The sequence below is a fragment of the Candidatus Tisiphia endosymbiont of Nemotelus uliginosus genome (assembly GCF_964264755.1).
Taxonomy (GTDB): Bacteria; Pseudomonadota; Alphaproteobacteria; order Rickettsiales; family Rickettsiaceae; genus Tisiphia.
The window spans coordinates 1,341,845-1,357,847 of sequence record NZ_OZ183481.1; the positions used below are offsets into that span (position 1 = coordinate 1,341,845).

Sequence of the window (16,003 nt, forward strand, 5' to 3'; positions counted from 1 at the left end):
TCCAGGATGTTATACCTGCATAGACACGCTAGTGTTTGGGTTAAATTGGAGAGATACAGTTATATGTGGCATTAAGTCCTAGGACTTCAGGTCTAATGCCTGTGAGAACAACTCCAAAAAGGATATATGCATATAAACCTATTAGAAAAACTATCTAACAAAAGCAGTATCAGAGCATAAAAGTGATAGATATAGCAGGGTTTCAACACACAGAATCAGCTTGTTGTACAATGTTGTTTGGTTAACTAAGCGGTTGTAAGAGTTTAAGGTATCTTGTAATTAATGTCGGGATAAGGATGTTGTGAATATGTAGATTAAAGTCAAGTTTTATTGAAGGTTTATGTTTTTTTAACGAATAGGTAGCAAGAGTAAATAATATATGGACAAAGGCGTTTATCGAAGACCTATGTTTAGTGTGTTCAATATCCATTTTATTTTTTAGATAATCAAAAACTGTTTCAATTAAACCGTGCCTTCGAAGTAATAGTTTTTCTTTTAAATCCGTTAATTTATTTTCCATATTCTTCTTAATTCCATGAATCATTTTTAAGCCTCTTTCATATAAATTTAAGAACAAATTTTCTTGATATAACCTTTATCAGCAGCCATAATTCCAGTTAATCATTTTGTTAATTCTAGCACTGAAGTCCTATTATCTGTGTTACATTTGATCGCTTCTAATATGAATGTTCACGCCAAGTGTCTATTAGCTAGGAACCGCTTTGCAGCGACGCGGCAATCCAAAAATGATCACAAATGGACTGCTTCTTGGCTTACGCCTTCTCGCTAATAGACGTTTTGTACTTTAACTTTTTTTCCTTGAACGCTCACCTTCTAGTGCCATAAAGTTTCCTTTATTGTTGATTGTAAAATACCAATTATGTTTAGTGATATATACTTTATTCATAATACAAAAACCCTACTATATTCTTTCTACCATTGCAACCTTTTATTTATGATCAATATACACGAATAACATGATTATTTGTGGAGTATCGTGTTTTTTATGTTTTCAAGGGCTTTTTTTATTATCCTATTCAATCCAATTTTTGTATAGGCAGAAACTGCAAAAATCTCCTCACTGGTAATTTTTTGTAATTTGGTAATTTTGTCTTGAACTTCTTCCTCTGACAAAATGTCACATTTATTTAAACAGATTATTTCCGTCTTATTTTTTAATAAGCTTGAATATGATTCAAGTTCATTCCTAATAGTTTTATAATCAGCCAACAAATTATCACTTGTTGCTGATATCAAATGAATCAATAAATTACACCTCTCAATATGTTTTAGGAACTTATCACCGAGTCCATGTCCCAAATGGGCTCCTTCTATTAAACCTGGGATATCAGCTATCACAAATTCTTCATCATCCACATAAACAACCCCAAGATTTGGGCTTAGTGTAGTAAATGGATAATCAGCAATTTTAGGCTTTGCTGATGTCGTTGCTGCAAGAAAAGTGGATTTTCCTGCATTAGGTAAACCTATAAGACCAACATCTGAAAGTAGTTTGAGCTGTAAATTTACCCACATTTCTTCTCCTACGATACCTTCAGTTCTACGTCGCGGAGCTTGATTAATGGATGACTTAAAATGGCTATTACCAAGCCCCCCTTTTCCACCCTTAATTATTTCAAAAATTTGTTCATCCGCAGTAAAATCATATAGTAGAACATCATTATGTTCTGAAAATATTTGCGTTCCAACTGGTACTTGTAGGACTAAAGCTGGTTTAGATTTACCAGTTCGGTTTGCACCTTTACCATTCTCACCATTTTCTGCTTTAAAATGTAGTTTATACCTAAAATTTACTAAAGTATTAATATGAGAATTGCTCTTAAAAATAATGCTACCACCACGACCACCATCTCCACCGTCAGGTCCTCCCATATCGATATATTTCTCTCGATGGAAGCTAACCGCTCCATCACCACCATTACCCGCTTTTAAATATATTTTAGCTTCATCGATAAAATTCATAATTTATTATTTCAAGTTATTAAAAGTTGAGCATTCCGACAGCGTTCTAGCAATTACGTTGAAAGATATTGCAAGCTTCACAACCGTCATTGCGAGGAGACCATGAGGTCGACGAAGCAATCCATATGATAAGCTCCATAGATTGCCACGCTCACAGACGTTCGCTCGCAATGACGTATGAGTATACTTTTCTGCTTTGAAGAGTATATACTAATTATAATGTACGCTAAGTGTTTTGTGAAAAATATTTTTATTATTTCTATAGCTAACCAGATTAGCATTACTTATATACGTTATTGCGAGGAGTCCATAAGGTCGACGAAGCAATCTATTACCGTATATTAAATCTATCATAGGTAATTTTATTATCTATCGATTCAATCAAGCTATCAGAAAATTCTTGCACGAAATCATGCCTTACCATACCAAGCTTTCTCTTAATCCATGATTGTTTATTAGCTACATATTTAATAGTTACATCCCCGTATTTCTTTTTTATAAAACTATACATATCATCTATACCATCAATTAAACCAAAATCAACAGCAGTTTGTCCAGACCAAAATTCTCCATTAAATAAAATATCATCTTCTTGAGTTAACTTACCGACTCGACGTTCTTTAACATAATCTATAAAATGTTGATGAATCTGTTTTTGTAGATGCTTAATAATTTTAATATCTTCCTTTTGCAATGGTTGAAATGGATCAAGAATAGATTTATTTTTACCTTCTGCATAGACTCTCCTTTCTATACCAAGCTTATCGATAGCAGCAGGGAACCCAAAACCAGCCGAAATAACTCCTATACTACCAATAATTGAACTCTTAGATGCATATATTTGGTCGCCAATGCAGGCAAGCCAATATCCACCAGATGCTGCTAGATCTTCTACAAAACTATACACGGGTATTTTCTTTTCCTGAGCTAACAATCTTATACGTTTACTAATCAGCTCAGATTGCACAGGTGAACCACCTGGAGAATTTATACTTAAACATAGAGCCTCAAGATTTTTGATTTCAAAAGCCTTGTCAATTAACTCATGTAGTGACTCAATAGTTAGCCCTGATTTTATTGAGCTTACTTTACCGATAACTCCACTAAGGCGAAGAACCGCAATCACCGGTTTTGATCCCCCGGAACCTATTATAGGTAACAAGGAAAATAATTGTTCTAACTTACCTACTTGACGTTTAGCAATTACCTGTTCAAATTTCGCGTCGGCAATTGAATTTTTATTATGTGCTTTATGCATTGGTTACTCCTTTTTTGTCTTTTCAGAAGCATTATGATCTTCCTTTATATTTTGTTGTACTTCTAGTTTTTTATCTTTCTGTTCTTTAGGTGCTAACTGTTTATTAACTGGTTGATTAATAGTTTGTTCACGGTAACTATTCTTGGGTTCTGGATGATTCCCAGGAATATTTGACAAAATAATATTCCGAACTTCTGTATCGTACCAATTAATGATACCAGCAAAACTTACTAACATTTTTCCATCTGGGCTAATTAGAATAGCAGTTGGTATACCTACTATTGAAAGAGCTTTAAATAATTGATTCCTAAAATCATGATAGATTGGTAAATATCTTATATCATAATTTTTATAATATTTTTGTATAACCTCTATGCCTTGGTAGTCTTGTGATACAGGAATTATGGCGAATGGCAGCTTTCTAAAATCTTTTTGCAATATATCTAAATCTGGCATTTCCTTAACACAAGACGCACACCATGTTGCCCAGAATACCAATAATATCGTTTTTCCTTCAAAATTATCAAGAGAATATTTTTCACCTTTATCATCGAAAAAAAATACCGTATCTGGAACGGGAGATGAATCAAGCATTTTTACGCCTGACTTGCTATAATCTAATGCAAAACTATTAGCGATGCACAATAAGTATGCTACAATCAAAAAAAACAGTTTACTATATTTTTTAATATACCTATAAACAATAGAATTATTGCCAACTAATTTATTAATTATCATGAAAAACAATATTTTTTTACCTCTAATATTATTAAGCTGCTTAATTTTAACTTCTTGTGGACTAAAAAAGCCATTAGAAAAGCCCATTGTAGAAGATTGCTGCGGATGTAAATAATCCAACCTTTAATATCTTTTGAATGTTCGTCCTGGCATCACAACCTTAAACTCATAAGTTTTGATGCCACTATGAACACTAGTCAGAACATGGCTAACTTCTCCGCAATTATCTAAATCAACCATTGAGTTAGATAAATATAACTTAGTTTGTAATTGCCCAAGATCCAAATGCTCAACTCTAATGTTTACATTAGCAGTTTCACGACCAATTTTACTAGGGTATATAGTAACAAAATAGAATTCTCCTTTATTATTGGTAGTAGCCGTACCAGACCCGGTAAAACTTGATTTACTTACAAGATTTAGCATTTTTTTATTGATACGAGTACGAAGTGGTATATAGGGATATTTTCCATCACTTCCAACCTGCCATAAATATATTTTTGCATCTGATACTGGAACGCAATGCTGGTCTAACAATATACCCTTCACTATAATTTTTGTACCACGATAGACCGATTGTTGACCTGTGCTTCTAAGTAAGTTATTGGATGATTGAAACTCTAGCGGTTCATAATCATTTATTGTACTCTTAGTAATCTTACAGCAATTAAGCCTATTAGGATAATAGTTAGGTTCACTTGCTATAGCAATAGTAGAACACAAACAGATTAGAAATAATAACTTTTTCATGTTTTGCCACTTATGTTTAATTAGTTATCACAGACAGCCTTCTAGGGTATGTCGTCACGAGATTTGAGTCCACATTAGTAAAGCCCTTAAACAAAGACCCGCCATGTATGATTTTGTATTTTTAGCATATCTTGTTGCTATACCACGCCATTCTTTAAATTTTTGAAATGTATTTTCAATAATGTGCCTTAGCTTATATAGATATTTATCTATCTCTCTTTGAATCTTCCTGTTTCTTTTTGATGGTATTACAGGAATTATGTTTGCATTCACAGCCGATTCTATTATGGCGTTTGTATCGTAAGCTTTATCAGCCATAAGATGTTGTGCCTCCATATTCTGGATTAACTCACAAGCTTGAGTACAATCATTTCTGGAACCTTCTGTAACAATAATTCTGACCGGCATACCATACGCATCCACGGCCATATGTACCTTTGTATTGAGCCCCTTTTGTGCGACTAACCGTTTGATTCCCGCCTTTCGCTCCAAGTCCTGCTTTGTGAGTTTTTACAAATGTAGAATCTATCATTAACCATTCAAAATCAGGAGCATTTATAAAAATATTTAGCAAATTCTCCCATATCCCATTATCACGCCATCTACAGAATCTTCTGTGTACATTCTTCCAATTGCCATAATCAGGAGGCAAATCTCTCCATGGAGCTCCCGTTCTAAATATCCACATCACTGCATTTATAAAAGTTCTATTGTCTCTTGCAATACCTCCCCAACAACCTTTCTGACCAGGTAAATTACTTTCTATCTTATTCCAAAGCTCATCGCTTATATCATGTCTTCTATGTGCTAAACTCATTGCTTCTTATCGCCTATTTTTATTACTACAATTATAATAACAAATCACATAAAATTATGCAATCACAATCTCGTGACGACATACCCTAGGTAACACAACTGTCGAAAGTTAGAAAATGAAGCAGTTTTAGAGGTCATAGTGACTAGAAATGAATTGCCACAACCTACTTGCGTGATCCGCAATGACGTTTGGGATAGTAAGAGCCTGTTTGTCTTTACCACAAAGTGGCTCCTTGCTAATGACGACATAATGCCAACCAGGTTAGCTCTACAAATCACCACAACACCGCTGGAGCAATAATTTTTTTCTTCATTTCCTCGTCATCATAATAGAAAACTTTTTTTAAAATTACTGGTTGCTCTTTGTCCATTAAAATAATTTGAGAATCTACTGGCAAACTCATGACTTGCTCCCAGGATAGCAGTTCTGTATTTTTTTCCCGATCTTGGCATATTTCAGATATAAGATTTGCCGTTTTATAATTATTAGCCCCAAATGCTATTTTACACGTACAGTCTGATATAATATTTTCAGTTTCATTTTCACCATAAACTTCCTCTATTTTGCCAATATTTGACGATATCAAGAATAGTTTAATTTTGTAACCACGAAAATAAGGCAAACATGATGTAAACATTTCCAATTTGCCAACTGAATAAAACTCATCCATCAATAAGCATACTCCTCCGTTTTTCTCAGTATGACCAAGATTTTGGGCGGTATTTATCAACCTATCTGCCATATGGTTGTAGAATAATTGCAATACTGGTTGTAGCCTCTTAATGTCTGCAGGGTTTACTCCGACATAAAGAGTCATTTTGCTTACTTTTAAATCGGCAATATCGAAGTCTGATTTTGAAGTAGCATAATCAATGAATGGGTTAGTCCATGGATATAGATAATGACTTAGCTCCTTGATTATAGCATTTTGTTCTTTAGTAGTTTTGCTCAAAAAAGACGAGATTATTTCAAGACCATACTCATGAATTGTACCTTTCGCCTTATCAATTCCATCTGATAGTTCTTGAGCTAAATTCCTTTGTAACATTCTTGCTATTTCACCTAACGATCTTGTTTTGGTAGTATCGTTGCAAAGATATAGAACCAATCCAGTAAATAAGCTTTTGCTACTAGCATTATCTTTGATCAATAAATCAGCAATCTTTTGAATGTCATTGATTATTTCTCTGGAATCCGAATTAATATAATCCAGCGGATTATATCTATGAGTTTTGTCTTTACCCGAGAGCGGATTGAAGACAAAAATCTTATGTCCAATCGATGCTCTGTATCCACTTGTAAGTTGGTAATTCTCGAGCTTTATATCATGAACAACACATGACTCGGAATAAGTTAACAAAGTAGGAAGGACAAAGCATACCCCTTTACCAGAGCCATGTGGTGCTAGTAATAAAATAGGTTGATAACCTTCGGCATATAGAGGTTTGCCATTTTCATGGTTACCTAAAAATATTGCATTTTCAAAGGACATTTTGTAAACCGGAATTAAAGATTGCAAGTAAGTAAAAATATCATACGAATTTTATTCGTCCACCCAAATATTTTAGGATATAAACTCGGGGGATAAAAAGCAATCATAATCATTTTAAAAAGTATCTTTTTATAAAAGCTGTACTATAACTTGGACTTACGCTTATGATTTTTCCCTAAACTTACTAAAGTCCGGCAATCCCTTAAACTTTGCCAAGAAATTATAAATCATTGTTAGTAATTATGAGGTCAAATAAGTTATCACCGACAACTTATATGCAACAATACGGTTGGATGAAAAGAATCAAAAAATAGATTAGTTGCAAATCTTGTACTTACTACATAGGAAATTATAGGTAACTCTTAATTCTCCTGTTAATACTAACTCTAGTAACAGCATAGTATTAAGCTTATTAGCTATATCCCATACACAAGGTTGAGATATATTGTTGCCTTTCTGTATAGATATTATCAATCCACCTTAAAGTATCAAATTCTTGTTTTACAAAACTTAACATATTGTTAAATACTCCAATAATCACTCCAGTATAGTTAATTCAGGAGAATTTGGGGCTAGGAGCAATGGAGCGACGCCTATAAGTAATAGGCGAGCGACGAGCGACAACGTCCCCAACTTCTCATCGATTGACTATATCAGATAGACTATCTCCCAAAACATAAACTACCCTATATTGTGTATTTATATAAGGTTGAGGTGAAGAACCAATTTGTTTAAATAACAAATCTGGAGTACAGTTTTTACAAGTGTTACTACAGTAGTCAGTAACGCTGATAATAATGACAGCAAAAGAAACTGGTTTATTGACTTCATGACAATACAATATTAATTTATTGTTTTATGTAAAATATTTTAAATCAAGAAGTTAAACAACAAATATTTTATTAGGAAAGGCTACCACAATTAATTTAGTTCCATAATAAGAATTGCCGTTAAAGAACACAGGGCTATCTTTACATCATGTGGTTCCTATGATACACTGACAGCAAGTTGTCTAAAATAAACAACAAATGGTTATAAAAATATATAATTTATGAAAGAACATTTTAAAAGAACAATTATTGGGATAATGTCAAGCTTACTATTTTTCCCAATTTCAGTAATTGCCAGAGATTCAAACTATCCAGAAAGTGAACAAGAAAGACAGATGGAGGAAATGGGTTCGATAGTTGGCGGAGAAGGTTTGATATTTAGACCGGGCAGAATCAAGAATGAATCTACCAAAACGGAGATAGGTAACATCAATAAATATTTATGGCAGGCTTCTATAGAAACCTTAAATTTTGTCCCTCTTGCTTCAAGTGATTCAATCGGCGGAGTTATTATTACTGAATGGTATAGTCCAAAAGGAAAAGCAGATTTTCGATTTAAAATAAATATTTTTATAAAGGATAACGTTATTAGTCCGGATGCAATTCAAGTAAGAATATTTGAACAAACACTTAAAAATGGTAACTGGCTAGACAATCATACTGCTCCAGACCTAGTTAATAACATAGAAGATAAAATTTTACGAAAAGCTAGAGAATTATATATTAGTGCAGGGAAAAAATAATGTTATAGTATACTTACTAAAAAATACTAATAACTAACGTGTGAATTATGAAAAATATTGAGAAAAAATGGCAAAGAATTTGGCTTGAAGAAAAAGCTTTTGCCGCAAAAGACAACAGCGATAAGCCTAAATATTACGTACTTGAAATGTTACCTTATCCTTCTGGGAAAATTCATGTTGGACATTTACGTAACTATTCTATTGGAGATTGCATCGCTCGTTTTATGAAATCACGAGGTTATAACGTATTGCATCCCATGGGTTGGGATGCTTTCGGTTTGCCAGCAGAAAATGCTGCCATTAATAATAACTCTAATCCTAAAGATTGGACTTATTCAAATATTGCAACTATGCGAGATCAGCTAAAATCAATTGGCTTTTCATATGATTGGTCGAGAGAAATAACAACTTGTAATCCAGATTATTATAAGCATGAACAAAAATTCTTTTTAGAACTTTATAATAGAGGTTTAGCCTATCAAAAAGAATCTTTAGTAAATTGGGATCCTGTTGATAAGACTGTTTTAGCTAATGAACAAGTAGTAGATGGTCGTGGATGGCGTTCAGGTGCTTTAGTTGAAAAAAAATATTTAAAACAATGGTTTTTAAAAATTACTAATTACGCTGAAGAGCTATTAAATGAAATTTCAAAACTGGAATTTTGGCCTGATTCTGTTAAATCTATGCAGGAAAAATGGATAGGTAAATCGGAAGGAGCAAATTTTACTTTTAAAATTAAAGATCATCAAGCTAATATAGAAGTGTTCTCTACTCGACCAGAAACTATTTTTGGAGCAAGTTTTGTTGCAATAGCCTATAATCACCCAATAATTGGGCAATTAGTGGATAAAAATAACGATATGGTGTTGTTTATTGAAAAATGTTCACAATTACACACTAATGCTGCAGTAGATAAAGCTGAAAAAGAAGGGGTGTATACTAACCTTTTTGCCATTCACCCATTTGATTCGACAATTATTATTCCTGTCATAATAACAAATTTTGTACTAATAGATTATGGTACTGGGGCGGTTTTTGGATGTCCAGCTCATGATGAAAGAGATCATGCATTAGCAAAGAAAATGGGCTTGCCAATAAAGCAGGTAGTAATTAACCAAGATGTTCAAATGGACGTATACTCGGAACCTTACACGGGTGATGGTATGATGATCAACTCAGACTTTTTGAATGATCTTACTGTTCAGGATGCTAAACAAAAATCTATAGAAGAATTTGAAAAACGTGGTTTAGGAAAACGTACTATTAACTACCGTCTGAAGGATTGGGGAGTGTCTAGACAAAGATATTGGGGCTGTCCTATCCCAATAATATATTGCTCAGTTTGCGGAACTGTGCCGGTAGCTGAAAAAGACTTACCAATAACTCTACCAAGCGATGTTATATTTTATGGAAATGGCAACCCTCTTGATTCTCACCCTACTTGGAAAGATACTAATTGCCCAAAATGTCAAAAACAAGCTATTCGAGAGACTGATACGTTAGATACATTCTTTGAGTCTTCTTGGTATTTCATCCGTTATTGTAACGTGGCAGCAAAAGATATAACCGACAAGCAAGTATGTGATTATTGGTTACCTGTTGATCAGTATATTGGTGGAATTGAACATGCAGTAATGCATCTTCTTTATGCCAGGTTTTTTACCAAAGTAATGAACGAACAAGGTTATCTTAGTATTCGTGAACCTTTTAATAATTTGCTAACTCAGGGTATGGTTCTACATGCTACTTATAAAGATGCTAATAATAATTGGCTTTACCCAGATGAGGTAATAAAACAGTCTGATAAGTGGATTAATAAAAATACTGGAGAAGAAGTAGTTCAAGGACGAATAGAAAAAATGAGTAAATCCAAAAAGAATCTTGTGGATTTAGAATCAATATTGACCAACCATAGTGCTGACGCTATTAGGCTATTTGTCCTCTCCGATAGTCCGCCAGAGAAAGATTTTGAATGGTCGGCAAATGGTTTTGAAGGCTGTTCTCGTTTTATTAGTAAGCTAGAAAATATGGCAGAAATACTAATTAATAGTGAAATAACGGAAGGTTCTAGTAATAAATCAAATAAATTAACAAAGCTTACCCATTATACTATTAAACATGTTACCGAAGAATTAAAGGATTTTAAGCTAAATAAAGCCATAGCAAGAATGCGGGAACTATTTAATGCTTTGTCAGATGAAGTATCTAAGGGCAGAGAAGGTAATGTTAATATAGTCAATTCATCAATTGACTATAGTGTTAAAGAGGGGTTTAGAGTCTTGATTATGTTACTTAACCCATTTATTCCACATATTACAGAGGAAATTTGGCAAAAATTAGGTAGTAAGGAAAGATTATATCAAACTTCCTGGCCTTCTTTCGATGAATCATTGTTGGAGCTAGAATCTTATACCATGGCTATCCAAGTTAATGGCAAACTGAGAGCTACACAAGAATTTGCCAACGTAACGAGCAATATTGAGATTCAGAATATGGTAATGCAATTACCCGAGATACAAAAACATTTAAGCGGTAAAGAGCCTAAGAAAATTATCATAATACCCTCGAAAATAGTAAATATCGTGGTGTGAGACTATTAAGTTACAAATATAAGGAATAATCAAAAGTTTTACAACCAAACTTTTAAATTATTATTATTTTACACGAGTTGGCGATATATTTTCTAAAATGCATACATGCTTAAATAAGCTGGGCAGATTTCTTAGAACATTAAATTACTAACAAAATGAAACCATTAACTATGCAAGAAGCAAGTAACGTCTTATCAGCTTGGACTGTTTTGGAAGTATTGTCGCCTCGAACATTTTGTAAAGCAGAAGACCTAGTAGGAGGAGAAAAAAGTTTAGTTGCTTTATTAGATAATGGACTACCATGGGAGAATGGTGGCGAAGAAGTACCTCCTGAGAAAAAATTATTCTATCAAATAATAATGGGTTTGATTAGTCTTCAGAGTGTATTTTCTGCTTTAGTTAAAAAATATGGTGATACAAGTGTCGAATCAAAACAAGTATCAGGAGAAGCCATTACAGGGGTAATTACTGTAGATCAGCATGGTTGTCTTCTTAAAAATGATATATCTGTTAATTTATCAAGTTTTGCATGGGGTGCTCCTCAAGCGTTAAAAAATAGTCTTGAAAACTTAAGGGACTGGGCATTAGTTAAACAAAAAATGGAAATAGCTTTTGATGGAATCTTACGTAAAAAAGATGAAAATGGTAAAGAGCTTCCCTTGAATAAAATAATGATAGATGAGGCTTATACTTACCTTACTAATAATATTTATGGTATATCAGCAGAAATGCTAATAAATAAAAAATTTGCTCTCCGAACTTACGAATTAAGAAAAAAAGGTGATCCTGAATCAAGTAAAAAAGATGACCCTGAATCAAGTGAAAAAGATGGTCCTACTAAGACTGTATTACTTAACAGCTTTTACCTAAATGATTTAGCAAAAGCTAGTACTTTAATTGCTAATACTTTAGCTCAAAACCAAGATACTTCAAGTGCTTCAAGTGCTTCAAGTGCTTCAACAAACCTCTTACAATATTTAGGTGTGAATGACCTAAAACGTCAAAATATCCTAGATAAGACTGTTTTACAAAATATTCTTTCCCCTAAAAACATTCCTTCAGCAAGATGGCCTGGATTAGGACGACATCCTTTAGTATTACTTCAACAGGCTGCAGTTAATTTATCTATGACTGAACTAAAAGACAGTGGAATTCTTGCAATTAATGGACCACCAGGAACAGGAAAAACAACTTTATTACGTGATATTGTGGCAAAATTAGTTGCAGAAAGAGCAGAAGCATTACTGAATTTTGTTGATCCTGAACAAGCTTTTATTGATTCAGGGGAAAAAATACAAGCCGGAAAGGGGTGGTTCAAGATTTACAAATTAGATGAAAGACTAAAAGGTTTTGAAATATTAATCGCCTCATCTAACAATAAGGCTGTTGAAAATATTAGCACTGAATTACCTAGTTTAAAAGCCATTGCCGATAATGCAAATGATCTGCGTTATTTTAAAGCTCTATCTGATTCATTACTTGGAGGTGGAAGTTGGGGTTTGATTGCAGCAGTACTTGGCAATATGACTAATTGTAAGAATTTTAATGAAAAATTTTGGTGGGATAAGGATTTTAGCTTTTCAACATATTTAGCAGAAATAAATGGAAAATCGCAGAAATTCGAGATTAAAGATCCAGATAGTCATGAAATCATTGAAACTATATACCCTAAAATTATTGAAGAAAATAACCCACCGTCTAGTCATAGTGAAGCTTTAGAACGTTGGAAAGAAGCTAAAGAAAATTTTGAAAAAACATTAAAAGCAAGTCGAGATGAACTCTCTAAATTACAAGAAACAAGAAATTTAGTTGAAGAGTTAGAAAATTTAGAAAAAGAGTTAGGAAAGGTAGAGGATATAGAAGATTTTTTATTAAAACATGATAAATTAAAACCACATATTATTTGGTGTATTCTAAATACTCCTTCATTTCGTGCCTGGAGAGAAGAAAGGAAAAAGATAAGGCAAAAGATTGTTCGTCTTAATTATAAAAAGAAAAAGATTGTAACATCCTCTAAAGAATTTGAAAATCATTTGATTGATAGTAGTTTATTTGCAAAATCCTCTGAAGAAATGCACCTAGTGTCCCCATGGTGTAACGAACAGACACAATTATTACGCGATGAGGTATTTATTTCCGCTATAAAACTACATAAAGCATTTATAGATGCAGCAGCCAAACCTTTACATCATAACCTTGGAGCTATGATGAAAATTTTTAGGGATTCTTTTAACGTAATAGATAAAAGCACCACTGATTTTTTACTAGACTTATGGGCATCTTTCTTCCTTGTAGTTCCTAGTGTATCAACAACTTTTGCATCTGTAGAGAAAATGTTAAAGGATATCCCTGCCAATTCTCTTGGATGGCTTATTATTGATGAAGCTGGGCAGGCTTTACCGCAAGCTGCTGTAGGGGCTATAATGAGAACAAAACGTGTTGTAGTGACAGGGGATCCTCTACAAATAGAACCAGTGGTTGATTTACCTGACAATTTAACAAAAAGTATATGTAAACAATTTTCGGTAGATCCAAAACGTTTTAATGCCCCAGAAGCATCAGTGCAGACCCTATCAGATTTTGCAAATTCATATATTTATGAATTTGATACTAAGCACGGAAGTCGTTTGGTTGGTGTGCCTTTACTATTACATAGACGTTGTGGAAATCCTATGTTTGATATTTCTAATATAATTGCTTATGGAGAATCTATGGTTCACGCCAAGAGTTCTGATAGCAGCTCTGCAATACATAAGTGTCTTGGTTCTTCTAAATGGTTTGATGTTCAAGGAGAAGCGTCAGATAAGTGGTGTCCAGAAGAAGGGCAAAAGGTACTTGAACTATTAGGTACATTAAAGAGTGCTGGAATACAGCCAAATCTGTATATTGTGACACCTTTTAGAGTTGTTGCGAATAATTTACGCAAAATTATAAAAGATAGTCATATTTTAAAATCTTGGATAACTACAGATAGCTATTCTTGGCTTAATGAGCGAGTTGGAACAATACATACTGTCCAAGGTCTAGAAGCTGAAGCGGTAATTTTAGTATTAGGGGCACAAGGATCAGACCAAGAGGGTAGTCGAGTATGGGTAGGCAAATTTCCTAACATCTTGAATGTAGCAGTTACCCGTGCTAAAGAAGTTATTTATGTTATAGGAAATAGAGACTTATGGAAAGAAGTTGGAGTATTCCGTGAGCTAGACAGTAGAATTAAGTTGAAGTAGGACCAAGTTTTGCTATATTATAAATTTCTTTCAATAAAATTTTATCAACTGGCTTATCCAAAAATTTATAGCACGTTCTATCTGAAAATACTTCTTTAACATTTCTTATTAATACCACTTAATTTTCTGGTATTTCTTTTTGCCAAGTATCAGTATTATTACTTTCTAAAGGTTCATCAGCATTTACCTTACTATCTTCTAGTTTAAACTCAAGCAGATTAATTGAACCTATATGTATGCCATTATCAGAAAACTCAATATCAAATTTTACCTTTTCATAAGTTGCTACTTCACTATCATCTGTCTTAACCACTTCAGATACAGAAGAATTAGCAACTTTCTCAATTATAGTCTTGATCATTTTTTTAGGTAATAACAAATTATTAGGTATCAACTTATCGATGATATCATGATGATTAGTTAATTCAAAAGATAATTTACCTTTTGGTAAGTTACTCTCAAAAAATTGCAAAAAACCTATTAAAGCTATTTGGGCATTATCATCACAAGAGAAAACTAATCGGTCAATATTTAAATTTTTGATATAATTGATATCTTTACCTTGATCCTTAGAGATATTTATTAGGGTGGCTAAATCAAGCTGAGCTGTTTTGAAATTCAAAAAATCTTCCTCTGCAGCATATGACAAACGTAATTGTAAAGCTATATCTTCGCCATCCTGAGATTTTGCTTTATTGATTAAGAAAACCAAGTCACTAATATTAAAAATTTCCTTATCTTTCTGAATAATTGATAATAATTTATTGTTAACTTGCAAAAGCTTCACGATAGATTTTAGATTATCTCCACTAGACAATCTATATATAGGTTTATTAAATTTAACTAGTGCAGCAATATCTTGCTTCGACTGTACACTATATTCAATTAACTTACCACCAAAATTTTCTTGTTGTTTTATTGTTTGTCCTAAAATCAAGTTAGCTTTTTTAAAACTAAAATCAAATAAAAATGTCATTTTTTCAGCAGATATTTCTTTAGAATTAATATGATCAATAAATTTTATTTTTGGCTCGACTAAACTAATCTGCAAGCGGGAAGGGAAACCAGAAACTTTGACTTGGCTATAAGATATCTTAATATTATCTGTCTCTGAATTATTTATAGTACTTACCACATTACTTTTGATAGTATAAGCAACGGCAAACCATATTATGGTGTAAGTTAAACAAATAAAAAGTAAAATTTTGCGTATCACTTTATTATACTCAATTATAAATTAATATTACGGGTAGCAGATGGTAAGCGAACCCTTATACCGTCAAGATCTTCAGTAACAATAATCTGACAACCAAGTCTTGAAGTATGAGTAAGACCAAATGCTAAGTCAAGCATATCTTCTTCTGCCTCGGAAGGACTTTTTAATTTGTGATAAAATTCCTCATCTAAAATAACATGGCAAGTAGCACATGCTAGAGAGCCTTCGCATGCACCTTCAAGATCAATATCGTTTTGATGAGCAATTTCCAAAATAGACAATCCTATAGGGGCGTCCACTATTTTCTCTGTCCCATCTTTATCTACAACAAAAATTACTTTAGGCATTAGTTATCATC

14 protein-coding genes are annotated in these 16,003 nt (G+C 33.1%); 3 read left to right on the top strand and 11 right to left on the bottom strand.

Features of this window, described 5'->3' with window-relative positions; all coding sequences use genetic code 11:
• Window positions 1–241 precede the first annotated feature (241 nt).
• From ACFELW_RS06800 to ACFELW_RS06845, 9 genes are all read right to left on the bottom strand, one after another.
• Window positions 242–577 (bottom strand): transposase, encoded by a 336-nt coding sequence (locus ACFELW_RS06800; RefSeq protein ID WP_341759476.1) that lies wholly within the window; start codon window positions 575–577, stop codon window positions 242–244.
• A gap of 404 nt (window positions 578–981) precedes the next feature.
• Entirely contained in the window at window positions 982–1,983 is a 1,002-nt protein-coding gene (gene obgE, locus ACFELW_RS06805; RefSeq protein WP_341759477.1) for a GTPase ObgE, read from the bottom strand.
• A 331-nt stretch (window positions 1,984–2,314) separates the two neighbouring features.
• Complete coding sequence (locus ACFELW_RS06810) at window positions 2,315–3,241, bottom strand: S49 family peptidase (protein ID WP_375330028.1); 927 nt, start codon at window positions 3,239–3,241, stop codon at window positions 2,315–2,317.
• Window positions 3,242–3,244: 3 nt separating this feature from the next.
• Window positions 3,245–3,979, bottom strand: coding sequence for a TlpA disulfide reductase family protein (locus ACFELW_RS06815; RefSeq protein WP_341759901.1), 735 nt, complete (start codon window positions 3,977–3,979; stop codon window positions 3,245–3,247).
• Between the two features lie 123 nt (window positions 3,980–4,102).
• A complete protein-coding gene (locus ACFELW_RS06820; protein ID WP_341759479.1) occupies window positions 4,103–4,729 on the bottom strand; it encodes a dioxygenase in 627 nt (208 codons plus the stop codon).
• A 54-nt stretch (window positions 4,730–4,783) separates the two neighbouring features.
• A protein-coding gene (locus ACFELW_RS06825; protein WP_375330029.1) for an IS5 family transposase occupies window positions 4,784–5,546 on the bottom strand; the annotation gives its coding sequence in 2 pieces (ribosomal slippage) (window positions 4,784–5,180 and window positions 5,179–5,546; 765 coding nt in all).
• A gap of 274 nt (window positions 5,547–5,820) precedes the next feature.
• Entirely contained in the window at window positions 5,821–7,038 is a 1,218-nt protein-coding gene (locus ACFELW_RS06830) for a type IV secretory system conjugative DNA transfer family protein (protein ID WP_341759480.1), read from the bottom strand.
• 315 nt (window positions 7,039–7,353) lie between these two features.
• Window positions 7,354–7,512, bottom strand: a complete 159-nt coding sequence (locus ACFELW_RS06835) for a hypothetical protein (protein WP_375330030.1) — start codon at window positions 7,510–7,512, stop codon at window positions 7,354–7,356.
• Between the two features lie 163 nt (window positions 7,513–7,675).
• Window positions 7,676–7,879: a hypothetical protein gene (locus tag ACFELW_RS06845; protein ID WP_375330031.1), complete on the bottom strand. Its 204-nt coding sequence runs from the start codon at window positions 7,877–7,879 to the stop codon at window positions 7,676–7,678.
• A 210-nt stretch (window positions 7,880–8,089) separates the two neighbouring features.
• Here ACFELW_RS06845 and ACFELW_RS06850 point away from each other — a divergent pair, with 210 nt between their 5' ends.
• The 3 genes from ACFELW_RS06850 to ACFELW_RS06860 all read left to right on the top strand — a co-directional run bounded on the left by ACFELW_RS06850 (window position 8,090) and on the right by ACFELW_RS06860 (window position 14,429).
• On the top strand, window positions 8,090–8,611 hold the full coding sequence (locus ACFELW_RS06850) for a DUF3576 domain-containing protein (RefSeq protein ID WP_375330032.1): 522 nt from the start codon (window positions 8,090–8,092) through the stop codon (window positions 8,609–8,611).
• A gap of 47 nt (window positions 8,612–8,658) precedes the next feature.
• A complete protein-coding gene (gene leuS / locus ACFELW_RS06855; protein ID WP_375330033.1) occupies window positions 8,659–11,202 on the top strand; it encodes a leucine--tRNA ligase in 2,544 nt (847 codons plus the stop codon).
• Between the two features lie 155 nt (window positions 11,203–11,357).
• A complete protein-coding gene (locus ACFELW_RS06860) occupies window positions 11,358–14,429 on the top strand; it encodes a DEAD/DEAH box helicase (RefSeq protein WP_375330034.1) in 3,072 nt (1,023 codons plus the stop codon).
• Window positions 14,430–14,547: 118 nt separating this feature from the next.
• Here the strand turns inward: ACFELW_RS06860 and ACFELW_RS06865 are convergent, their stop codons facing one another.
• Together ACFELW_RS06865 and ACFELW_RS06870 are read right to left on the bottom strand one after the other, a co-directional pair.
• On the bottom strand, window positions 14,548–15,645 hold the full coding sequence (locus ACFELW_RS06865) for a hypothetical protein (protein WP_375330035.1): 1,098 nt from the start codon (window positions 15,643–15,645) through the stop codon (window positions 14,548–14,550).
• A 14-nt stretch (window positions 15,646–15,659) separates the two neighbouring features.
• Window positions 15,660–15,992, bottom strand: coding sequence for a ferredoxin family 2Fe-2S iron-sulfur cluster binding protein (locus tag ACFELW_RS06870; protein WP_094649120.1), 333 nt, complete (start codon window positions 15,990–15,992; stop codon window positions 15,660–15,662).
• Window positions 15,993–16,003 lie beyond the last annotated feature (11 nt).